Origin of the sequence: Anoxybacillus sp. PDR2, assembly GCF_009834045.1 — a bacterium.
Classification (GTDB): domain Bacteria; phylum Bacillota; class Bacilli; order Bacillales; family Anoxybacillaceae; genus Anoxybacteroides; species Anoxybacteroides rupiense.
The window spans coordinates 1,396,408-1,418,136 of the sequence record NZ_CP047158.1; the positions used below are offsets into that span (position 1 = coordinate 1,396,408).

At 43.7% G+C, this 21,729-nt stretch carries 21 protein-coding genes; all 21 read left to right on the forward strand.

The genetic code is table 11. The annotated features are described in order from the left end of the window. Positions 1 to 10 precede the first annotated feature (10 nt). The 21 genes from GRQ40_RS06810 to truB all read left to right on the forward strand — a co-directional run bounded on the left by GRQ40_RS06810 (position 11) and on the right by truB (position 21,719). Positions 11 to 775, forward strand: coding sequence for a FliA/WhiG family RNA polymerase sigma factor (locus tag GRQ40_RS06810; protein ID WP_044746117.1), 765 nt, complete (start codon positions 11 to 13; stop codon positions 773 to 775). 366 nt (positions 776 to 1,141) lie between these two features. After that, entirely contained in the window at positions 1,142 to 1,402 is a 261-nt protein-coding gene (locus GRQ40_RS06815) for a hypothetical protein (RefSeq protein WP_159719608.1), read from the forward strand. 9 nt (positions 1,403 to 1,411) lie between these two features. Next, positions 1,412 to 1,912, forward strand: a complete 501-nt coding sequence (locus tag GRQ40_RS06820; RefSeq protein ID WP_044746115.1) for a hypothetical protein — start codon at positions 1,412 to 1,414, stop codon at positions 1,910 to 1,912. Positions 1,913 to 2,067: 155 nt separating this feature from the next. Next, positions 2,068 to 2,775 (forward strand): 30S ribosomal protein S2, encoded by a 708-nt coding sequence (gene rpsB / locus GRQ40_RS06825; protein ID WP_044746114.1) that lies wholly within the window; start codon positions 2,068 to 2,070, stop codon positions 2,773 to 2,775. Positions 2,776 to 2,952: 177 nt separating this feature from the next. Continuing rightward, a complete protein-coding gene (tsf, locus tag GRQ40_RS06830) occupies positions 2,953 to 3,834 on the forward strand; it encodes a translation elongation factor Ts (RefSeq protein ID WP_066147271.1) in 882 nt (293 codons plus the stop codon). Between the two features lie 71 nt (positions 3,835 to 3,905). After that, positions 3,906 to 4,628, forward strand: coding sequence for a UMP kinase (gene pyrH, locus GRQ40_RS06835; protein WP_044746112.1), 723 nt, complete (start codon positions 3,906 to 3,908; stop codon positions 4,626 to 4,628). A gap of 2 nt (positions 4,629 to 4,630) precedes the next feature. Continuing rightward, complete coding sequence (frr, locus tag GRQ40_RS06840) at positions 4,631 to 5,188, forward strand: ribosome recycling factor (RefSeq protein WP_044746111.1); 558 nt, start codon at positions 4,631 to 4,633, stop codon at positions 5,186 to 5,188. A gap of 158 nt (positions 5,189 to 5,346) precedes the next feature. After that, complete coding sequence (locus tag GRQ40_RS06845) at positions 5,347 to 6,120, forward strand: undecaprenyl pyrophosphate synthase (RefSeq protein WP_044746110.1); 774 nt, start codon at positions 5,347 to 5,349, stop codon at positions 6,118 to 6,120. Positions 6,121 to 6,125: 5 nt separating this feature from the next. Further along, positions 6,126 to 6,911, forward strand: a complete 786-nt coding sequence (locus GRQ40_RS06850; protein WP_159719609.1) for a phosphatidate cytidylyltransferase — start codon at positions 6,126 to 6,128, stop codon at positions 6,909 to 6,911. A 19-nt stretch (positions 6,912 to 6,930) separates the two neighbouring features. Further along, complete coding sequence (dxr, locus tag GRQ40_RS06855) at positions 6,931 to 8,079, forward strand: 1-deoxy-D-xylulose-5-phosphate reductoisomerase (protein WP_159719610.1); 1,149 nt, start codon at positions 6,931 to 6,933, stop codon at positions 8,077 to 8,079. Positions 8,080 to 8,094: 15 nt separating this feature from the next. Next, positions 8,095 to 9,363: an RIP metalloprotease RseP gene (gene rseP / locus GRQ40_RS06860; protein WP_159719611.1), complete on the forward strand. Its 1,269-nt coding sequence runs from the start codon at positions 8,095 to 8,097 to the stop codon at positions 9,361 to 9,363. A gap of 24 nt (positions 9,364 to 9,387) precedes the next feature. Further along, positions 9,388 to 11,088, forward strand: coding sequence for a proline--tRNA ligase (locus tag GRQ40_RS06865; RefSeq protein WP_159719612.1), 1,701 nt, complete (start codon positions 9,388 to 9,390; stop codon positions 11,086 to 11,088). A gap of 92 nt (positions 11,089 to 11,180) precedes the next feature. Beyond that, the gene (locus GRQ40_RS06870; RefSeq protein ID WP_159719613.1) at positions 11,181 to 15,488 is read left to right on the forward strand and encodes a PolC-type DNA polymerase III; all 4,308 of its coding nucleotides are present in this window, start codon (positions 11,181 to 11,183) and stop codon (positions 15,486 to 15,488) included. Positions 15,489 to 15,665: 177 nt separating this feature from the next. Continuing rightward, the gene (rimP, locus tag GRQ40_RS06875; protein WP_066147283.1) at positions 15,666 to 16,139 is read left to right on the forward strand and encodes a ribosome maturation factor RimP; all 474 of its coding nucleotides are present in this window, start codon (positions 15,666 to 15,668) and stop codon (positions 16,137 to 16,139) included. A 34-nt stretch (positions 16,140 to 16,173) separates the two neighbouring features. After that, positions 16,174 to 17,319: a transcription termination factor NusA gene (gene nusA / locus GRQ40_RS06880; protein ID WP_044746104.1), complete on the forward strand. Its 1,146-nt coding sequence runs from the start codon at positions 16,174 to 16,176 to the stop codon at positions 17,317 to 17,319. Between the two features lie 13 nt (positions 17,320 to 17,332). Next, positions 17,333 to 17,623 carry an RNase P modulator RnpM gene (rnpM, locus tag GRQ40_RS06885; protein ID WP_044746103.1) on the forward strand — a complete coding sequence of 97 codons (291 nt, stop codon included), beginning with the start codon at positions 17,333 to 17,335 and terminating at the stop codon, positions 17,621 to 17,623. Then, positions 17,613 to 17,930, forward strand: a complete 318-nt coding sequence (locus tag GRQ40_RS06890) for a YlxQ family RNA-binding protein (protein ID WP_044746102.1) — start codon at positions 17,613 to 17,615, stop codon at positions 17,928 to 17,930. Before rnpM ends, GRQ40_RS06890 begins: the two co-directional genes overlap by 11 nt. Positions 17,931 to 17,934: 4 nt before the next feature. Continuing rightward, positions 17,935 to 20,109 (forward strand): translation initiation factor IF-2, encoded by a 2,175-nt coding sequence (gene infB, locus GRQ40_RS06895; protein WP_066147286.1) that lies wholly within the window; start codon positions 17,935 to 17,937, stop codon positions 20,107 to 20,109. Further along, a complete protein-coding gene (locus GRQ40_RS06900) occupies positions 20,106 to 20,384 on the forward strand; it encodes a DUF503 domain-containing protein (RefSeq protein WP_044746100.1) in 279 nt (92 codons plus the stop codon). The genes infB and GRQ40_RS06900 overlap by 4 nt, the downstream gene beginning before the upstream one ends. Before the next feature lie 14 nt (positions 20,385 to 20,398). Next, positions 20,399 to 20,755: a 30S ribosome-binding factor RbfA gene (rbfA, locus tag GRQ40_RS06905; protein WP_044746099.1), complete on the forward strand. Its 357-nt coding sequence runs from the start codon at positions 20,399 to 20,401 to the stop codon at positions 20,753 to 20,755. 55 nt (positions 20,756 to 20,810) lie between these two features. Further along, on the forward strand, positions 20,811 to 21,719 hold the full coding sequence (gene truB, locus GRQ40_RS06910) for a tRNA pseudouridine(55) synthase TruB (protein ID WP_159719614.1): 909 nt from the start codon (positions 20,811 to 20,813) through the stop codon (positions 21,717 to 21,719). The last annotated feature ends 10 nt before the right edge of the window (positions 21,720 to 21,729 follow it).

A 21,729-nucleotide genomic window follows, 5' to 3' on the forward strand; every position in this document is an offset into this window, starting at 1 on the left:
GAGGAGTATCATGACAAACGCCTCAGCGCGCAAGGAGCAAAATTATTGGGACAATTGGATTGATAAGCGTGATCCACAAGCGGGAGATGAGCTTGTACAAAGATACATGCCGCTTGTGTATTATCAAGTACAACGAATTGCTGTATCATTGCCCAAAACTGTAAACAAACAAGATTTAATCAGCTTTGGATTAATGGGGCTTTACGACGCGCTTGAAAGATTTGATCCTTCTCGCGACTTAAAATTTGATACGTATGCTTCGTTTCGAATTCGCGGCGCCATTTTAGACGGATTGCGGAAGGAAGACTGGCTCCCTCGCAGCACAAGAGAAAAGGCGAAAAAAATTGAAGCCGCCATTGCGAAAATGGAGCAGCGGCATATGCGGACAGTGACTGCCAAAGAAGTCGCAGATGAACTAGGCATGACTGAAGAAGAAGTATGTTCAGTCATGAATGAGGGGTTTTTTGCTAATATTTTATCTCTTGATGATTGGTCGAAGGAAAACGAAGAAGAAGAAAACAGCCCGCTAACGCTGCGTGATGAAAAAACGTCGTCGCCCGAAGAGGCGGTTCTAAGACAAGAAATGTATGAGCAGCTTGCTGCTGTTATTAAGCAGCTAAACGAAAAAGAACAGCTTGTGATCAGCTTGTTTTATAAAGAGGAGTTAACCTTGACCGAAATTGGGCAAATTATGGGATTATCGACATCGCGGATTTCACAAATACATTCAAAAGCGATTTTTAAACTGCGAAAAATATTAACACAAGTGTTATAATGAACTCATCAGCCAGTTGGGAGCCGTTGGTGAAAGCTGTTTTCATCATCTAAAACATGCAGATGGGTTTTCGGGCAATTTAGCGTGCTTGAACCAATATAGATAAGGTCAAACCGACAAGCTGTCTGTTTGTTGGCGGTGACAAAAATAAGGAATGAAAGCAGTTTGCCATAAGGATGTGTGGAGGGAATACAGGACGATTTGGTTAGATCATAGCAGAGACGAGCCTTTCGATAGCGGTTTCCTCTTTATATGATTGCTCTTTCTTTCGTCTGAGTTTCCCCAGACTGACAAACGTCTTCAAAAACAGACAAGGTTCATTGCTAATGATGCCAGAAAATCGGTCTGTGCAAAGGAAGTGAAAGCATGAGTTTGAAATTAGTAGAATTGCAAGTAGCACTTCCAAGAATGAACGAAATCGGAAAGATCCAAGAACTGCTTCAGCAGCAATCTGGGCTTGCTCAAGCGCAAGTAGCAGCAGCTATGCAGAAGCGGCAAGAACGCGCGAAACGGCAGGTGACAAGCAAACAGACCACCCAAAGCGCCCGTTGGGAAAAGGAAAAGCATGGGATACAGCATAAACAAGTTCATCCATATAAAGGGAAAAATATCGATTTAATGGGGTAGAAGAATTCAATGATCGCATTTTTATTGACTGTAAGCTTTGCCTTGCATGCTCTCTCTCTTTTTATCATCATTTTATTGTATTTGCAGCTGTCAAAGGTAAAAGAGGTTGAAAAAAAGCAATCACAGCTTATTCAAGAGATGGAAGAGACGATTTCAGCTTATTTGTTGGAATGGAAAGAGGAAAATGAACGCTTTTTGCAAGCGTTGTCGCAAAGGATGAGAAGCCGCGACAGTGTGCAAACGAAGCCATCGCCTGCTCCTAAACAGCATTCTGCTCCAGTAAAGGATGATGAGTGGCTGCCGCCGATGGAGCAGGTTGACACTATCAAAGACAGAATAGAAATCAGCGAAACGAACCAGCAGCAAAAGGAAGTTCCATCCCCTCCTTCCTCTATTGCAGAACAGGCAGAACAGCTGCAAAAAGAAGGAAAAACGATTGAAGAAATCGCAAAATTGTTAAATAAAGGAAAAACAGAAATTGAACTGCTGCTCAAATTTCGGCAAATGTAGCGAAATACAGCTTGATTGTCGTTTTTAATTGTGATATATTTTTACATGGTGTGAATACACACGCTTATGGATTTAAGCAATGGTGCTGATGTCTCAGTCTTGCTTAAGGATGAAATAGGCGGAGGAAAGAAACCATTTACAGGAGGAAAAGATCAATGTCAGTGATTTCAATGAAACAATTGCTTGAAGCAGGTGTTCATTTTGGACATCAAACGCGCCGTTGGAACCCTAAAATGAAAAAATATATCTTCACTGAGCGCAACGGCATTTATATTATCGATTTGCAAAAAACAGTAAAAAAAGTTGAGGAAGCTTACAACTTTGTTAGAGAATTAGCAGCAAATGGCGGAAAAGTTCTTTTTGTAGGTACAAAGAAGCAAGCACAGGACTCTGTTAAAGAAGAAGCAGAACGTTCTGGTATGTTCTATGTAAATCAGCGCTGGTTAGGCGGTACATTAACGAACTTTGAAACCATTCAAAAACGGATTAAACGCTTGAAAGAGATTGAAAAAATGGCAGAAGACGGAACATTTGATGTATTGCCTAAAAAAGAAGTGATTGGCTTGAAAAAAGAGCTAGAGCGTTTAGAGAAATTTTTAGGCGGTATTAAAGAAATGAAGCAGCTTCCAGATGCGTTATTTGTTATCGATCCTCGCAAAGAGCGCATCGCGGTTGCGGAAGCGCGCAAATTAAATATCCCAATCGTTGGTATTGTTGATACAAACTGCGATCCAGATGAAATTGACTATGTCATTCCGGCAAACGACGATGCGATCCGTGCCGTAAAACTTCTCACAGCAAAAATTGCAGATGCTATTTTAGAAGCAAAACAAGGCGAAGAAGCTGTTGTAGCCGCTGAATAAACAGGCTTCAAAAAAGTTTGGAAAGGTGATAAGAGGGGAAGTGCCTTTTATCACCTTTTTTTGAGACAGAAATTCTCCCTTGTTTGGCTATACTAAAAAGGGCGGGAGCAAACAAAATTTGCGCTGCGAATTTTGTTTACATATATGCGTATACACTAGAAGGAGGACATGATTCTTATGGCAATTACAGCTCAAATGGTAAAAGAGTTACGTGAAAAAACGGGCGCAGGCATGATGGATTGTAAAAAAGCGCTCACAGAAACAAACGGAGATATGGAGAAAGCAATTGACTGGCTTCGCGAAAAAGGAATTGCGAAAGCAGCTAAAAAAGCGGACCGAATTGCTGCGGAAGGAACAACACTTATTGAAGTGCAAGGCAATACAGCTGTTATTTTGGAAGTAAACTCTGAAACTGACTTCGTAGCGAAAAACGAAGGGTTCAAAGTGCTTGTAAAAGAGCTTGCTGCTCATCTATTAACGCACAAGCCAGCAACAGTAGAAGCAGCGCTTCAGCAAACAATGGATAACGGTACAACTGTAGAAGAGCATATTAATGCCGCTATTGCCAAAATCGGTGAAAAACTAACGCTTCGCCGCTTTGAAATTGTTGAAAAAGGAGACAATGCAGCGTTTGGAGCTTACCTTCACATGGGTGGACGCATCGGCGTATTGACGGTGCTAGAAGGAACAACAGATGAGGCGATTGCAAAAGATGTAGCTATGCATATTGCAGCGCTTAATCCAAAATATGTATCTCGCGATCAAGTGTCTCAGGAAGAAATTAACCGTGAGCGCGAAGTATTAAAGCAACAAGCTCTTAACGAAGGAAAACCAGAAAATATTGTAGAAAAAATGGTAGAGGGCCGTTTAAATAAATTTTATGAAGACATTTGCTTGCTAGAGCAATCGTTTGTAAAAAATCCAGATATGAAAGTTCGTCAATTTGTTGAAACAAATGGTGCGACAGTAAAAAGCTTCGTTCGTTATGAAGTGGGCGAAGGAATCGAAAAACGCCAGGATAACTTCGCTGAAGAAGTAATGAACCAAGTTAGAAAGTAATGAGCGAAGCGGAATAGGGAACACAACAGGTGTTCCCTATTTTTAAAGATTAGCTTACACGGAGGAGTAACATGAGCAATCCAAAGTATAAACGTGTTGTGCTGAAGTTAAGCGGCGAAGCTTTAGCGGGGGATCAAGGATTTGGAATCAATCCCGCAATTATTAAATCCATTGCCAAGCAAGTGAAAGAAATCGCAGAGCTAGGTGTGGAAGTGGCTGTTGTAGTTGGGGGAGGAAATATTTGGCGCGGAAAAATTGGCAGCGAAATGGGGATGGACCGGGCTACTGCTGATTATATGGGCATGCTTGCAACCGTCATGAATTCGCTGGCGCTTCAGGATAGCCTTGAGCATCTCGGGGTGGAAACGCGCGTACAGACATCCATCGAAATGCGTCAAGTCGCAGAACCATACATAAGAAGAAGAGCGATTCGCCACCTTGAGAAAAAACGTGTCGTCATTTTTGCTGCTGGCACCGGCAATCCTTATTTTTCCACTGATACAACGGCTGCGCTTCGTGCCGCAGAAATTGAAGCAGACGTTATTTTAATGGCGAAAAATAATGTAGACGGCGTTTACAACGCTGATCCCAAAATCGATCAAAATGCAGTGAAATATGACCAGCTTTCATATCTTGATGTCATTAAACAAGGACTAGGCGTCATGGATTCAACAGCTTCCTCTTTATGCATGGATAACGATATTCCGTTAATTGTATTTTCGATTATGGAGGAAGGCAATATAAAACGCGTTGTTCTTGGCGAAAATATAGGAACAATTGTAAGGGGGAAATAAACATGGCAAAGCAAGTATTAACAACAACAAAAGAAAAAATGGATAAAGCCGTCCAGGCTTTTAGCCGCGAATTAGCCGGAATTCGCGCAGGAAGAGCGAATCCAGGGCTGCTTGAAAAAATTACAGTCGATTACTACGGGGTATCGACGCCGATCAATCAATTGGCGGGCATCACGGTCCCAGAAGCGCGTTTGCTTGTTATTCAACCATACGACAAATCGATCTTAAAAGATATTGAAAAATCTATTTTGGCTTCTGATTTAGGATTAACTCCATCCAATGACGGCTCGGTCATCCGCATTACGATTCCGCCGTTAACAGAAGAGCGCCGCCGCGAGCTTGTCAAGGTTGTCAAGAAATATTCAGAAGATGCGAAAGTAGCCGTTCGTAATATTCGCCGCGATGCAAACGATGACTTGAAAAAGCTAGAGAAAAACGGCGACATTACGGAAGACGAATTGCGTGGCTATACAGACGATATTCAAAAAATAACCGACGAGCATATCGCTAAAATCGAAGCTCTGACAAAGGAAAAAGAAAAAGAAGTAATGGAAGTATAATCTTCTTGCTGGCTGATGCAAAAAACCCTCTATGTGCAAAGAGGGTTTTTTTGCTATAATGAAAAAGCGAAATGAGGTACATGTTTGACGAATGTTTTGTTTCTTGATTACACTAGCCTCATAGTATGTTGAAAATATCGAAAAAGCGGAGGACTAGGATGTTTAATAAGATTTGGAAACATAAAGAGCAATCGAATTTTTCGATTGAGTATACAAAAGAAAATATTTTGCAGCAGCCTGTTCCTGAGCATGTTGCTATCATTATGGATGGCAATGGCCGCTGGGCGAAAAAACGGGCATTACCGCGGGCGGCGGGACATTATGAAGGGATGCAGGTTGTTCGCAAAATTACTCGCTTTGCCAATGAACTGGGAATTAAGGTATTAACACTTTATGCGTTCTCCACTGAAAACTGGAAGCGACCCAAAAGCGAGGTTGACTATTTAATGAAGCTTCCCGAGCAGTTTCTAACCACCTTTTTGCCAGAATTAATTGAAGAGAACGTAACCGTTCGTGTTATCGGGGACTGCAATCAGCTTCCGGAGCATACGCAGACCGCTGTTAAAAAAGCGGTGGAAGACACGAAGCATAATACAGGTCTTATTTTAAATTTTGCATTAAATTACGGCAGCCGCGCTGAAATTACGCACGCAGTAAAAGAAATCGCAAAGCAGGTGCAGCAAGGGCATTTATCTGCGGAGCAAATCGATGAAGAAGTAGTGGCTTCTTATTTAATGACTAGAAATTTAAAAGATCCTGATTTGCTGATTCGTACAAGCGGAGAAATTCGGTTAAGCAACTTTATGCTTTGGCAGCTTGCTTATACCGAGTTTTGGTTTACTGATGTACTTTGGCCAGATTTTACAGAACAGCATTTATTAGAAGCGATTGCGGAATTTCAAAAGCGTGGTCGCCGGTTTGGAGGAATTTAAACAAGATGAAGCAGAGAGTGATTACAGGAGTTATAGCCGCCGCTCTTTTTTTGCCAATCGTTATTTTTGGCGGAATTCCGTTTATAATAGTAACATATGTATTAGCAACGATTGGGCTGTTTGAGCTTTTGCGCATGAAGCGTGTGCAGCTGCTTTCGCCTGAGTCTGTTGTGAGCTTTCTTTTATTATGGGGACTGCTTTTGCGCAGCTCATGGCTTGACAATGTTCATCTCGAAAAAATGGAGCTGTTGCTGCTTGCGGTTCTTTTCGTGCTCATCTACACAGTCACGACAAAAAATCGTTTCACGTTTGATGATGCAGCTTTTTCGCTGCTTGCTACATTATACGTCGGCTTTGGTTTTTATTATTTTATGGAGACTCGCTTAGCCGGATTGCATTATATGTTTTATGCCTTATTCATCATTTGGGCAACGGATACCGGCGCCTATTTTACTGGCCGGGCGTTTGGAAAACGGAAGCTTTGGCCGGAAATCAGCCCGAATAAAACGATAGAAGGCTCCATTGGCGGCACGATTTGTGCGCTTGTTGTGGCCATCGTCTACCAGCTGTGCACTCATTTTTTTGCAAGTATCCCATGGCTCCTTGTGGTGACGGTGGTTCTGTCGATTGTTGGACAACTGGGCGATTTAGTAGAGTCAGCATTTAAGCGGCATTATAACGTGAAGGATTCCGGTAATATTTTGCCGGGACATGGCGGTATTTTAGACCGATTTGATAGTTTATTGTTTATGTTGCCAATTTTGCATTTGTTTATGAGTATGGTGTTGTAAAAGGTTAGGAGTGAAGATGTTGAAGTATATTAGCTTATTAGGAGCAAGCGGATCCATCGGTATGCAAACGCTTGATGTGATTCGTTCCCATCCGGATCAGTTTTGCCTTGTGGCGATGTCCATAGGGAAAAATCACGAAGCAGCCCGGGCCATTATTGAAGAGTTTCATCCTGAGCTTGTGGCGGTTGCCGACTCTGCTGTCTACGATGCCCTTTATCGTGAATTTCATGGATCCGTTAAAATCATTTTTGGAGATGAAGGACTCGTTGAGGCAGCAACCTACTCGAAAGCTACGATCGTCGTCAATGCATTGATGGGAAGCATCGGGCTGATTCCGACATTAAAAGCAATTGAAGCGCGTAAAACCATTGCTTTGGCGAATAAAGAGACATTGGTCACGGCGGGGCACATTGTAACCAAAGCTGCGCAAAACCACAATGTTGCATTGCTTCCGGTTGATAGCGAGCATTCTGCGATTTTTCAATGCTTGCAAGGAGAAAAGCACAACAATGTCGAAAAACTTATTTTAACAGCTTCAGGAGGAAGCTTCCGGGACTGTACGCGCGAACACCTCCACCATGTGACAGTGGAGGATGCGCTACGCCATCCAAATTGGTCGATGGGGGCCAAAATTACGATTGATTCGGCAACGATGATGAATAAAGGACTTGAAGTGATTGAAGCCCATTGGTTATTCGGATTGCCGTATGAACAAATTGATGTTTTGTTACATAGAGAAAGCATCGTCCATTCCCTCGTCCAGTTCCATGATAGCAGCGTCATCGCGCAGCTTGGCACACCGGATATGCGCGTACCGATTCAATATGCGCTTACGTATCCAGATCGCTTCAGGCTGCCAGACGCTAGGAAGCTAAATTTGGCGGACATCGGAACACTGCATTTTCAACAGATCGATTTCGAGCGCTATCGTTGTTTACAATTTGCTTACGAGGCAGGACGAGCAGGAGGCTCCTTGCCGACCGTATTAAACGCCGCCAACGAAGAAGCAGTTGCTGCTTTTTTGAGCGGGCGCATCCGCTTTTTAATGATAGAAGATATGGTGGAAAAGGCGCTTGAGAAACATGAGGTGATTAAGAATCCGTCACTTGACGAGATCCGCGAGGTAGACCGCGAAACGCGGCGCTATATCCAGTCACTATTAACTTAAAGGGTGGTTGAAAATTTGAATACATTACAAACAGTGGTTGCATTTGTTGTCATCTTTGGTGCGCTTGTTTTTTTCCATGAGCTTGGACATTTGATTTTTGCGAAGCGTGCAGGAATCTTGTGCCGTGAATTTGCCATTGGATTTGGTCCTAAAGTATTTTCGTTTAAACGAAAGGAAACCGTATACACCATTCGTTTACTTCCGCTTGGAGGATTCGTGCGCATGGCCGGGGAAGATCCGGAAATGGTAGAGGTCAAGCCGGGACAGCTTGTCGGTCTTGAATTCAATCATGAAGGACATGTGCAGAAAATTATTGTCAACCATAAAGATGAATATCCAAACGCTAAAATCATTGAGGTCGAGCAAGCGGATCTGGAACGCGAGATGTATATTGCCGGCTATGAGGATGAGACCGGGGAACGGCTCGTTCGTTTTCCCGTAGCTGAACCAGCCTTTTTTGTTATGGACCATCAAGAAATTCAAATTGCCCCATATCATCGCCAATTTGCTTCCAAAACACTAGGACAGCGAGCCTTAGCGATTGTGGCGGGACCTTTGGCGAACTTTGTATTGGCGTTTATTGTGTTTGTACTGATCGGTCTTTTGCAAGGATACCCCATTGATAAACCGATTCTGGGGGAATTGACAAAAGATGGGGCAGCCCGTCAAGCAGGGCTGAAGCAAGGAGATGTCGTGCTTTCGATCGACGACACGCCTGTGACAACTTGGACGCAAGTAGTGGAAACGATTCGCGCTCATCCACAGGAGAAGCTTGTATTTAAAATTAAACGCGGCGATCAAGTGCTTGATGTGCCTGTCACACCGAAGGCACAGACGGTCGAAGGACAGACCATTGGGTTGATAGGTGTTTACAGTCCAATGGAAAAATCGATGATCGGCTCTTTCAAGCAAGGAGCATTAGAAACCTATTATTGGACAAAGCAAATTGTGGTTGGTTTAGGACATCTTATAACAGGAGAATTTTCTCTTGATATGCTATCTGGACCGGTTGGCATTGCTGTATCGACCAATAAAGTGGCACAATCAGGGATTTATTACTTGATGAAATGGGGCGCCATTTTAAGTATTAACCTTGGGATTGTTAATTTATTGCCGCTTCCGGCCCTTGATGGCGGCCGACTTCTATTTTTTGCAATTGAAGGATTGCGCGGCAAACCGATTGATCGACAAAAAGAAGGAATGGTACACTTTATCGGTTTTGCGCTTTTAATGCTTTTAATGCTAGTTGTCACATGGAATGATATTCAAAAATTTTTCCTGTAATATCGAATGAAGAGGTGCAATGAGATGAAACAAAGTCAATCGTTTATTCCAACGCTACGCGAAGTTCCAGCAGATGCAGAAGTGAAAAGCCACCAGCTTTTACTGCGGGCGGGGTTTATACGCCAAAGCTCAAGCGGAGTATATACCTTTTTGCCGCTTGGACGGCGCGTGCTGCAAAAGGTAGAAGCGATTATTCGCGAGGAAATGAACCGGGCGGGGGCAATTGAATTATTGATGCCTGCTCTTCAACAGGCTGAGCTTTGGCAGGAGTCAGGCCGCTGGTATTCTTATGGACCGGAGCTGATGCGGCTAAAAGATCGACATGAACGGGATTTTGCGCTTGGACCAACTCATGAGGAAGTGATTACAGCGCTGGTGCGCGATGAAGTAAAAACATATAAGAAACTTCCTTTAACACTCTATCAAATTCAAACAAAATTCCGCGATGAGAAGCGCCCGCGATTTGGTTTGCTGCGCGGTCGCGAGTTCATTATGAAGGATGCTTATTCTTTCCACACTTCTAAAGAAAGCCTGGATGAAGTATACAACAAAATGTATGAAGCTTATTCGAATATTTTCCGGCGCTGCGGCTTAAATTTCCGCGCGGTAATTGCTGATTCAGGAGCGATTGGCGGAAAAGATACGCATGAGTTTATGGTGTTGTCTGATATTGGGGAAGACACAATAGCTTATTCAGATGCTTCGGATTTTGCTGCCAATATTGAAATGGCACCAGTTGTTGCTACGTACGAAAAAAGCACAGAACCGCTGAAAGAATTGAAAAAAGCGCATACTCCAGAGCAGAAAACAATTGAAGAAGTAGCAGCATTTTTGCAGGTAGCTCCGGAAAAATGCATTAAATCCTTGCTTTTCAAAGTCGATGAAAAATATGTGCTTGTGCTTGTTCGAGGCGACCATGAGGCCAATGATGTCAAAGTGAAAAATCTGCTGGAAGCCTCTGTAGTAGAGCTCGCCTCTCCTGAGGAAACAAAGGCGGTAATGAATTGTCCAATCGGATCTCTCGGACCGATTGCTGTAGATGCATCAGTCACAGTCATTGCCGATTATGCGGTTGAGGCGATTGTCAACGGTGTATGCGGCGCAAATGAAGACGGCTATCATTATACAGGAGTGAATCCTGGCCGCGATTTTACTGTTTCACAATACGCCGACTTGCGCTTTATTCAAGAAGGAGATCCTTCCCCAGATGGAAAAGGAACGATCCGATTTGCCCGGGGAATTGAAGTTGGCCATGTTTTTAAATTAGGGACTCGTTATAGTGAAGCAATGAACGCTACTTATCTTGATGAGAATGGACGTACGCAAACGATGATCATGGGCTGCTATGGCATTGGTGTTTCCCGCTTGCTTTCAGCTATTGCTGAGCAATTTGGCGATGAAAACGGTCTTGTTTGGCCAGCCTCTGTTGCTCCGTTCCACATTCATTTAATCCCGATCAACTTGAAAAACGAGGAGCAGCGTCAGCTTGCAGATGAGTGGTACGAAAAATTGGGACAGGCCGGTTTTGAGGTGCTTTATGATGATCGCCAAGAGCGACCAGGCGTGAAATTTGCCGATAGTGATTTGATCGGCATTCCTGTTCGTGTGACTGTCGGTAAGCGTGCAGGTGAAGGAGTCGTGGAAGTGAAGGTCCGCCAAACAGGAGAATCAATGGAAGTGCCTGTTACGGAATTAATTGAAACAATGAAACGTCTTTTACAATAAGGATTGTAGAATGTTGGGGCTGATTCCTGTCGGTAGGGCAGCCCTTCTGCTATTCACTTTCATTGAACAAGAGAGGAGAAACGATCGGCGTCATGTTAACGAACGAACAAAAAGAACGGTTTCAAGTATTATTGCAGCAACTTGACTTGACGGCTGACGAGATGGTTCCCTATTTTTCGGGGGCAGAGATTCAAAAGCTTGTTGTAGAAAAAGGAAACAAGTGCTGGCATTTTTATTTCTTGCTGCCGAAAATTTTGCCCCACCAAGTTTATCAGCTGTTCAGCACAAAGCTCGTTCAGACATTTCAACATATTGCCCATGTTAAACATACGATTCAAACGCTAGACTCTCAGTTTGCTCCTGAAGATGTTCAAGGATATTGGTCCACTTGCTTAGAGCAGCTGCAAGGAATCTCTTCGCCGCTTCTTGCTTTACTGCACGAGCAGCTTCCGGCTGTGACTGGAAACAAATTATATGTTACAGCTCGCAATGATGCAGAAGCGATTGCATTGAAGCGCCGGTTTGCTGCTAAAATCGCAGAAGTATATCAATCGTTTGGTTTTCCGTTTTTGCAGCTCGAGACGGACATCAAGCAATCGGAAAGCGAGTATGAGCAATTTTTGGCGCAAAAGCAGCAGGAAGATGAGGCAAGAGCCTTAGCGGCATTAACAGAAATGACAGCTAAGAAAGAAGCACCGGCTGAGACGGCTCCTGAAAGCTCTGGACCGCTTGTGCTCGGCTACTCCATCAAGGAGGAAGAGGTACGCACCCTTGACAGCATTACGGAAGAAGAACGTCGTGTTGTGGTGCAGGGATATATATTTGATGCTGAAGTAAAGGAGCTAAAAAGCGGCCGTTCCTTGCTGACATTTAAAATGACGGACTATACCAACTCTATTCTTGTGAAAATGTTTTCGCGAGATAAAGAAGATGCTAGTGTAATGGGAAAAGTGAAAAAAGGAATGTGGGTCAAAGTAAGGGGCAGTGTACAAAACGATACGTTTGTACGCGATCTCGTATTATTGGCCAATGATGTCAATGAGATAAAGCCAAATGAACGGAAAGACACAGCCAACGAGGGAGAAAAGCGGGTTGAACTCCATCTTCATACACCGATGAGCCAAATGGATGCCGTCACATCTGTATCGAAACTGATTGAGCAAGCGAAAAAGTGGGGACATCCTGCGATTGCCGTCACTGATCATGCGGTTGTTCAGTCGTTTCCAGAAGCTTATAGCGCTGCGAAAAAGCACGGAATGAAAGTGCTGTACGGGGTGGAGGCCAACATTGTCGATGATGGAGTGCCGATTGCCTATAATGAAGCGCATCGGCCGCTATTGGAGGATACGTTTGTTGTATTTGACGTCGAAACGACAGGACTGTCGGCCGTTTATAATACCATTATTGAGCTGGCAGCTGTAAAGGTGAGAGATGGAGAAATTATTGACCGTTTTACTTCATTTGCGAACCCTCACCATCCACTATCTGTAACAACGATTGAACTGACCGGCATTACAGATGATATGGTAAAGGACGCTCCTGATGCGGGAGAGGTGCTGCGCCAGTTTCATGAATGGATGGGAGACAGCGTCCTTGTTGCGCACAACGCGAGTTTTGATATTGGTTTTTTAAATGTTGGATTGAACAAAATTGGATTGCAAAAGGTAACCAATCCGGTTATTGACACACTGGAGCTGGCCCGCTTTTTATATCCGGAGCTAAAAAATCACCGTTTAAACACACTTTGTAAAAAATTCGATATCGAATTGACACAGCATCACCGTGCCATTTACGACGCTGAAGCGACGGGTCATTTGCTGATGAAAATGCTGAAGGATGCCCATAACAAAGGCATTGTTTATCATGATGAGCTGAACTTGCATTCAAAACAGGAAACTTCTTATCAGCGGCCGCGCCCATTTCATGTTACGCTCTTGGCGCAAAATGATGTGGGGTTAAAAAACTTATTTAAGCTTGTTTCGCTGGCGCATATCCAGTATTTTTATCGTGTTCCTCGCATTCCGCGTTCGGTTTTGCAGAAGTATCGCGAAGGTATTTTAGTAGGATCTGGCTGCGACAAAGGCGAAGTGTTTGACAATATGATCCAAAAAGCTCCAGAGGAAGTCGAGGAAATCGCAAAATTCTATGATTTTCTTGAGGTTCACCCGCCAGAGGTCTATAAACCTTTGATCGAAATGGATTATGTCAAAGATGAAGCGATGCTTCGAGAGGTCATTAGCAAAGTGGTCGCGTTAGGGGAGAAGCTGAACATACCGGTTGTGGCTACAGGAAATGTCCATTACTTGAATCCGGAAGATAAAATTTACCGCAAAATATTAATTCACTCGCAAGCTGGGGCGAATCCGCTTAATCGTCACGAATTGCCGGACGTATATTTTCGAACGACGAACGAAATGCTCGAGTGCTTTTCGTTTTTAGGAGAAGAGAAAGCCAAAAAAATCGTCGTAACCAATACACAAAAAATCGCCGACTCTGTTGAAGAAGTAAAGCCGATTAAGGACCAGCTTTATACGCCGCGGATTGAGGGAGCAGAGGAAGAAATTCGTGAAATGAGCTATCGCCGGGCGAAAGACATATATGGAGATCCACTGCCGGAGATTGTTGAGCAGCGGCTGGAAAAAGAATTAAAAAGTATTATTGGCCATGGCTTTGCGGTTATTTATTTAATTTCTCATAAGCTTGTAAAAAAATCTCTAGATGACGGCTACCTTGTTGGCTCACGCGGGTCAGTCGGCTCATCGTTTGTAGCGACGATGACGGAAATTACGGAAGTGAATCCGCTCCCGCCTCATTATGTTTGTCCAAGCTGCAAGCACTCAGAGTTTTTTAATGACGGTTCCGTTGGATCCGGATTTGATTTGCCGGATAAAGACTGTCCAAAATGTGGAGCGAAGTACAAAAAGGACGGACATGACATCCCGTTTGAAACATTCCTTGGATTTAAAGGGGATAAAGTTCCGGACATCGATTTGAATTTTTCCGGTGAGTATCAGCCGCGCGCCCACAACTATACAAAAGTGCTGTTTGGAGAGGATAATGTATATCGCGCGGGAACGATTGGTACGGTGGCAGATAAAACAGCCTACGGATTTGTCAAAGGATATGCAAGCGATCGTAATTTAACGCTAAGGGGCGCTGAGGTGGATCGGCTTGCTGCGGGATGCACAGGGGTGAAGCGTACAACAGGACAGCATCCGGGCGGAATTATCGTTGTTCCTGACTATATGGATATTTATGACTTTACTCCGATACAGTATCCAGCTGATGATACAAGCTCGGAGTGGCGGACTACACATTTTGACTTTCACTCTATCCATGATAACTTATTAAAACTCGATATTCTCGGGCACGATGATCCGACCGTGATTCGGATGCTTCAAGATTTAAGCGGCATTGATCCCAAAACGATTCCAACGGACGATCCGGAAGTCATGAAAATTTTTAGCGGAACAGAATCGCTTGGAGTGACACCGGAGCAAATTATGTGCAATGTCGGAACATTAGGCATTCCGGAATTCGGCACCCGTTTTGTGCGGCAAATGCTTGAGGAGACGAAACCAAAAACATTCTCTGAGCTCGTTCAAATATCGGGGCTGTCTCATGGGACAGATGTTTGGCTTGGTAATGCGCAAGAATTGATTCATAATGGCATCTGTACGTTATCAGAAGTGATTGGCTGCCGTGATGACATTATGGTTTATTTGATTTATCGAGGGCTGGAGCCGTCGCTAGCGTTCAAAATTATGGAATCCGTCCGCAAAGGAAAAGGATTAACGCCAGAATTTGAAGAAGAAATGCGTAAACACGATGTGCCAGAATGGTATATCGAATCGTGCAAAAAAATCAAATACATGTTTCCGAAGGCGCATGCTGCTGCATACGTGCTAATGGCGGTAAGGATTGCCTATTTTAAAGTCCATCATCCGCTGCTCTATTATGCATCGTATTTTACAGTCCGCGCAGAGGATTTCGATCTTGATGTCATGGTCAAAGGTTCTGCTGCCATTCGCAAGCGTATTGAGGAAATTAATGCGAAAGGTCTCGATGCATCTGCTAAAGAAAAAAGCTTGCTGACTGTACTAGAAATTGCTTTGGAAATGTGTGAGCGCGGTTTTTCATTTCAAAACATTGATCTGTATCGTTCGCAAGCAGCTGAATTTGTCATTGATGGAAACTCGCTAGTCCCGCCATTTAATACGATCCCAGGTCTTGGGACTAACGTGGCCTTGAGTATTGTGCGAGCTCGAGAAGAGGGCGAATTTCTCTCAAAAGAAGATTTACAGCAACGCGGAAAAGTATCGAAAACGATTCTTGAATATTTAGAGAGCCGCGGTTGTCTCGACTCTTTGCCTGACCATAACCAACTTTCCTTATTCTAGTCATCGGTTGCAAAACATTTTCCAATATGTTATAGTTTTAGGGGAAATGGCAAAGATAAGAGGTAAGAAAAGAGTGGGGAAACCCACTCTTTCGTATTGATTATAGCTTCCTGTCGATAAAGCGAATGGCGTTCTTAGGACGGCAAGTGAAGGATTTTTCGGTTTAGGAGGGACAAAATGAGCAAAAAAGTTACAGAAGTGGTGGGAGAATTAGTAACACCAATTCTTAACGACATGAACCTCGAATTAGTGGATATTGAGTACGTAAAAGAGGGGAAAAATTGGTTTTTGCGTGTGTTTATTGATTCAGAACAGGGAATTGATATTGAACAATGCGGGATCGTTAGTGAGAAACTGAGCGAAAAACTAGACGAGGTTGACCCGATTCCATACAATTATTTCCTGGAAGTGTCATCTCCGGGAGCGGAACGTCCGTTAAAAAAAGCCGCTGATTTTGCGAAGGCTGTCGGAAAAAATGTCTATATAAAAACATATGAACCGATTGAAGGAGAAAAGGAATTCGAAGGCGAACTTACTGCTTTTGATGGCGAGACAGCCACCATAACGGTGAAACAAAAGACGCGGACAAAAACGATCGATATCCCGTATGAAAAAATTGCCAACGCAAGGCTTGCCGTCATCTTTTTCTAATGTGCAGCTAAATGTAAAGGGGGATTTTCGTTTCATGAATACGCAACTATTGGATGCTTTGGCGGCTCTTGTAAAAGAAAAAGGCATTAGCCAAGAAGTGTTAGTCGAAGCGATTGAAGCGGCGATTATTTCCGCATATAAGCGCAACTTCGGACAGGCGCAAAATGTGCGCGTCGATTTTAATATGGATACAGGATCTATTCGAGTGTTTGCACGCAAAGAGGTCGTAGAGGAAGTATATGATTCTCGTTTAGAAATTTCCATCGATGAAGCGCGAAGCATCAACCCGAACTACCAAGTCGGGGATATTGTCGAAATAGAAGTGACGCCAAAGGATTTTGGCCGCATCGCTGCCCAAACAGCGAAGCAAGTCGTAACCCAGCGGGTACGCGAAGCAGAGCGCGGAGTGATCTATTCCGAGTTTATGGATCGTGAAGAAGATATTATGACTGGAATTGTTCAGCGTGTGGATCCTCGCTTTGCTTATGTGAGCTTAGGGAAGGTTGAAGCATTGCTTCCGGCAAGCGAGCAAATGCCAAATGAAACTTACCGTCCTCACGACCGTTTAAAGGTATATATTACAAAAGTTGAAAAAACAACAAAAGGGCCGCAAATTTTTGTATCTCGCACACATCCAGGCCTTCTTAAGCGCTTGTTTGAGCTTGAAGTGCCAGAAATTTATGACGGAACGGTTGAGATCAAATCAATCGCTAGAGAAGCGGGGGACCGTTCTAAAATTTCCGTGCATTCTGATCAGCCAGAAGTCGATCCTGTTGGAGCATGCGTGGGACCAAAAGGACAGCGTGTCCAAGCGGTGGTCGACGAGCTTAAAGGTGAAAAAATTGATATTGTCCGCTGGTCTGAAGATCCAGTAGAATTTGTGGCTAATGCGTTAAGCCCAGCGAAAGTACTTAGTGTCATCGTCAATGAAGAAGAACGGGCAACAACTGTTATTGTCCCTGATTATCAGCTGTCTTTGGCAATCGGCAAGCGTGGGCAAAACGCTCGTTTAGCCGCTAAATTGACGAATTGGAAAATCGACATTAAAAGCGAATCAGAAGCAGAGCAGTTAGGGATCGCATACGTTCCGAACCGTTCGCTTGATTCTTTTGACACACCGTTAAATAATGAAGATGAGCATGACCAAACATTCGATTTACCAAAAGAAGAAATCGAGTGAGAGGTGAGCAAATATGGCGGTTCAAAAAAAAATTCCGATGCGCAAATGTATTGTGACTGGAGAAATGAAGCCAAAAAAACAAATGATCCGCATTGTCCGCTCAAAGGAAGGGGACGTTTCCATTGACCCGACCGGCAAAAAAGCGGGACGGGGAGCCTATATCACGTTGGAAAAGGAATGCATTTTACTTGCGAAAAAGAAAAATGTTTTAGCCCATCATTTGAAAGCAGAAATTGCGGAGTCTTTGTATGATGAGCTGCTTGAACTAGCAGAAAGGGAGAATGAAGCAAAGAATGGGCAATAAACAATGGACATCATTGCTTGGGTTAGCAAACCGAGCTCGTAAAATTGTTTCTGGCGAAGAGCTGGTTGTCAAAGAGATTCGTAGCGGAAGAGCGAAACTTGTCATTTTATCAGAAGATGCTGCCGCTAATACAAGAAAAAAAATTCAAGACAAATGCACATCATATGAGGTTCCTTTATGCCAAGCGACTGATCGCTATGAGCTTGGAAGGGCGATTGGCAAGGACGCTCGTGTAGTCGTCGCCGTCATCGACGAAGGGTTTGCAAAAAAGTTAATGACGATGTTCGACGTATCATTGTGGGGGTGAATCTATGTCTAAAATGCGTGTATATGAGTACGCAAAACAAAATAACGTTTCTAGCAAAGACATCATTCATAAATTGAAAGAAATGAATATTGAAGTTTCAAATCATATGGCTACACTGGAGCCAGAAGTGGTTGAAAAATTGAACCATACGTATAAGAAAAATGAAGAAAAACAAAAAAACGCGGCAAAAGAAACGCAAAATGTAGCGGTGAAGCCAAAAGGGACCATTCGCGATTTTGATGACGAAGAAGCCGTGGCAAAGAAAGTGCCAATTAAAAAGGCAGTCGTGAAAAACAAAGAAAGCAAAAAGCATGATTTACAAAGCCAGCAACAGGAGAAAAAGGTGTTTACACATAAAAAAAATAAAAAACAAAAAAGCTATGAAGCTCCTCAACAAGAGGTGCAAAAGAAAAAAGAAAAAGAGCTTCCGCAAAAAATTACATTTGAAGGTTCTTTAACCGTTGCTGAATTAGCGAAAAAGTTAGGAAGAGAGCCGTCAGAAATCATTAAAAAGCTGTTTATGCTTGGAATTATGGCAACTATTAACCAAGACCTAGATAAAGATGCCATCGAATTAATTTGTTCCGATTACGGTGTAGAAGTTGAAGAGAAAATTGTGATTGACGAAACGGATTTTGAATCATTGGAAATTGTCGACGATCCAGCTGATCTAGTAGAGCGTCCGCCGGTCGTGACGATTATGGGGCACGTTGACCACGGAAAAACGACGCTTCTTGATTCGATTCGCAACTCAAAAGTAACAGAGCAGGAAGCGGGCGGCATTACGCAGCATATCGGAGCATACCAAGTGCTCGTCAATAATAAAAAGATTACGTTTCTAGATACTCCTGGCCACGAAGCCTTTACCACGATGCGCGCACGGGGAGCGCAAGTGACAGACATCGTTATTCTTGTCGTGGCTGCAGACGATGGCGTGATGCCGCAAACGGTCGAAGCGATTAACCACGCGAAAGCGGCAAACGTGCCAATCATCGTAGCGGTTAATAAAGTCGACAAGCCGACGGCTAATCCAGATCGCGTCATGCAGGAGCTGGTGGAATACAATCTTGTGCCGGAAGAATGGGGCGGCGATACAATTTATTGTAAGCTGTCTGCTTTAACTGGCGAAGGAATCGATAATTTATTGGAAATGATTTTGCTTGTTAGCGAAATGGAGGAGCTAAAAGCAAATCCAAAACGCCGGGCGATCGGAACAGTGGTTGAGGCTAAGCTTGATAAAGGAAGAGGTCCTGTTGCCACGTTGCTCGTGCAAACAGGTACGCTGCATATCGGCGATCCGATTGTGGTCGGAAACACATATGGACGTGTACGGGCGATGACCAATGATGTCGGCCGCCGTGTAAAGGAGGCAGGTCCTTCCACTCCAGTGGAGATTACAGGCTTAAATGAAGTGCCGCAAGCGGGCGATCGCTTTATGGTATTTGAAGATGAGAAAAAAGCGCGACAAGTGGGAGAAGCAAGGGCGCAAAAACAATTACTTGAACAGCGAAGCTCTAAAACCCGCGTCAGCTTAGATGATTTGTTTGAGAAAATCAAGCAAGGGGAAATGAAAGAGCTCAATATCATTGTAAAAGCAGATGTTCAAGGATCTGTTGAAGCGTTAGTGGCTGCGTTGCAAAAAATTGATATCGAAGGCGTTCGCGTGAAAATCATTCATTCAGGCGTTGGGGCCGTTACGGAATATGATATTATGCTTGCTTCGGCGTCCAATGCTATCGTGATTGGCTTTAACGTTCGTCCTGATGCAAATGCAAAACGGGTAGCGGAATCGGAAAAAGTGGATATTCGCTTGCACCGCATTATTTACAAAGTAATTGAAGAGATTGAAGCAGCGATGAAAGGAATGCTTGATCCGGAATATGAAGAAAAAGTCATCGGTCAAGCGGAAGTTCGTCAAACGTTCAAAGTATCAAAAGTGGGGACGATTGCAGGATGTTATGTCACGGACGGCAAAATCACGCGCGATAGCAGCGTTCGTCTCATTCGTCAAGGCGTTGTCGTATACGAAGGGCAAATTGATACGCTTAAGCGCTTCAAAGATGATGTGAAAGAAGTTGCACAAGGATATGAGTGCGGGGTTACGATTAAAAACTTCAACGACATAAAAGAAGGCGATGTTATCGAAGCCTATGTGATGCAGGAAGTCGAACGGAAATGATTGGTTACCTCCAATGCGAGTGCGTCATTTACGATGCCCAATCACTAAAAGAAAAAAGAGCCGTGTTGCAACGAATAATCACACGGCTCAAGCAAAAATATAATATATCAGTAGCCGAAATCGATTACCAAGATTTATGGCAGCGAACGAAGCTTGGGATTGTAGCGATTACAGCTGACCGATCCGCAACTGAAAGAGAGCTTCGTTTCGCGCTGCAATTGATCGATTCATTTCCGGAAATTGAACGGACGGTTACAACATTTGATTGGCTTTAGTCGAGGTGATAAAAATGAGTTTGCGGGCTACGCGTATTGGTGAACAAATGAAAAAAGAGTTGAGCGATATTATCGGTCGCAAACTTAAAGATCCGCGCATCGGTTTTGTAACCGTAACAGATGTGCGCGTGACGGGCGATTTACAGCAGGCCAAGGTATATATTAGCGTGCTTGGCGATGAAGAGCAGCGCCAAAATACGCTAAAAGGGCTAGCGAAAGCAAAGGGCTTTATTCGCTCGGAAATCGGCCAGCGCATTCGTTTGCGGAAAACACCGGAAATTTATTTTGAAATTGACGAATCAATCGATTATGGCAACCGCATTGAATCGTTAATTCGGGAAATTTCTCAAGAAAATAACGATGAGAAATAATGGATAGACGCGCGGTCTATCCATTTTCATTATGTGCAAAAAAGAGGTGGCAAAAATGGACGGGGTGCTTTTATTACATAAACCAGCGGGAATGACATCACACGATTGTGTTTTTCGGATTCGCCGACTTTTGCAGGTCAAAAAGGTAGGACATACAGGTACGCTAGATCCGGATGTGTCTGGCGTGCTGCCTATTTGCATCGGCAAAGCAACAAGAATTGCCGAATTTTTGACTGCGGATCAAAAAACATATGAGGGAGAAGTTACGTTAGGGACAGCGACGACAACAGAGGATGCTTCTGGTGAAATCATAGCTGTCAAAAAAGTGGATCGTCTGATTCGTCGTCCGGAAATTGAAGATGTTTTTCAACAGCTGACAGGAACGATTAAGCAAACGCCGCCCATGTATTCCGCTGTGAAGGTAAACGGAAAAAAATTGTACGAATATGCGCGGGCGGGAATGGAAGTGGAGCGGCCGACGCGCATTATCACCATTCACGAACTTGTCTTATTGGACGAAAAAGATACATTTTCCGGAGATGCGGTTTCGTTTCGTTTCCGTGTCACATGCAGCAAAGGAACGTATGTCCGTACGCTGGCCGTAATGATCGGGGAACGGCTCGGATATCCGGCTCACATGTCCCATTTAGTGCGGATTGCTTCCGGACCATTTTTATTAGAACAATGTGTGACATTTGCGGAAATTGAAAAGCAACTAGCCGCTGGACGTATCGATAAACTGCTGTTGCCTATCGAAAAAGCGCTTTTTCATTTGCCGAAATATCAAATTAATGATAAAGTAGCAGAGAAAGTAAAAAACGGTGCGGTTTTACCGCTTCCCGACAGGCTGCAATCGGTAGATGAGCCAGTGCTTATGGTAGACGAGCAAAATCAAGCGCTCGCCCTTTACTGCAAGCATCCGGCTAAACCGCAAATGATTAAACCGCTCAAAGTGTTTCACTGAGCAAGAGAGC

What these genes read in the sequence shown, in the direction of transcription:
- frr (WP_044746111.1), top strand. Translation starts at nt 4,631, where the DNA reads ATGGCAAAGCAAGTATTAACAACAACAAAAGAAAAAATGGATAAAGCC.
- GRQ40_RS06890 (WP_044746102.1), top strand. Translation starts at nt 17,613, where the DNA reads ATGGGCAATAAACAATGGACATCATTGCTTGGGTTAGCAAACCGAGCT.
- tsf (WP_066147271.1), top strand. Translation starts at nt 2,953, where the DNA reads ATGGCAATTACAGCTCAAATGGTAAAAGAGTTACGTGAAAAAACGGGC.
- rpsB (WP_044746114.1), top strand. Translation starts at nt 2,068, where the DNA reads ATGTCAGTGATTTCAATGAAACAATTGCTTGAAGCAGGTGTTCATTTT.
- GRQ40_RS06820 (WP_044746115.1), top strand. Translation starts at nt 1,412, where the DNA reads ATGATCGCATTTTTATTGACTGTAAGCTTTGCCTTGCATGCTCTCTCT.
- rbfA (WP_044746099.1), top strand. Translation starts at nt 20,399, where the DNA reads ATGAGTTTGCGGGCTACGCGTATTGGTGAACAAATGAAAAAAGAGTTG.
- rnpM (WP_044746103.1), top strand. Translation starts at nt 17,333, where the DNA reads ATGGCGGTTCAAAAAAAAATTCCGATGCGCAAATGTATTGTGACTGGA.
- truB (WP_159719614.1), top strand. Translation starts at nt 20,811, where the DNA reads ATGGACGGGGTGCTTTTATTACATAAACCAGCGGGAATGACATCACAC.
- GRQ40_RS06845 (WP_044746110.1), top strand. Translation starts at nt 5,347, where the DNA reads ATGTTTAATAAGATTTGGAAACATAAAGAGCAATCGAATTTTTCGATT.
- GRQ40_RS06900 (WP_044746100.1), top strand. Translation starts at nt 20,106, where the DNA reads ATGATTGGTTACCTCCAATGCGAGTGCGTCATTTACGATGCCCAATCA.
- GRQ40_RS06865 (WP_159719612.1), top strand. Translation starts at nt 9,388, where the DNA reads ATGAAACAAAGTCAATCGTTTATTCCAACGCTACGCGAAGTTCCAGCA.
- GRQ40_RS06870 (WP_159719613.1), top strand. Translation starts at nt 11,181, where the DNA reads ATGTTAACGAACGAACAAAAAGAACGGTTTCAAGTATTATTGCAGCAA.
- pyrH (WP_044746112.1), top strand. Translation starts at nt 3,906, where the DNA reads ATGAGCAATCCAAAGTATAAACGTGTTGTGCTGAAGTTAAGCGGCGAA.
- GRQ40_RS06810 (WP_044746117.1), top strand. Translation starts at nt 11, where the DNA reads ATGACAAACGCCTCAGCGCGCAAGGAGCAAAATTATTGGGACAATTGG.
- infB (WP_066147286.1), top strand. Translation starts at nt 17,935, where the DNA reads ATGTCTAAAATGCGTGTATATGAGTACGCAAAACAAAATAACGTTTCT.
- nusA (WP_044746104.1), top strand. Translation starts at nt 16,174, where the DNA reads ATGAATACGCAACTATTGGATGCTTTGGCGGCTCTTGTAAAAGAAAAA.
- rimP (WP_066147283.1), top strand. Translation starts at nt 15,666, where the DNA reads ATGAGCAAAAAAGTTACAGAAGTGGTGGGAGAATTAGTAACACCAATT.
- GRQ40_RS06815 (WP_159719608.1), top strand. Translation starts at nt 1,142, where the DNA reads ATGAGTTTGAAATTAGTAGAATTGCAAGTAGCACTTCCAAGAATGAAC.
- GRQ40_RS06850 (WP_159719609.1), top strand. Translation starts at nt 6,126, where the DNA reads ATGAAGCAGAGAGTGATTACAGGAGTTATAGCCGCCGCTCTTTTTTTG.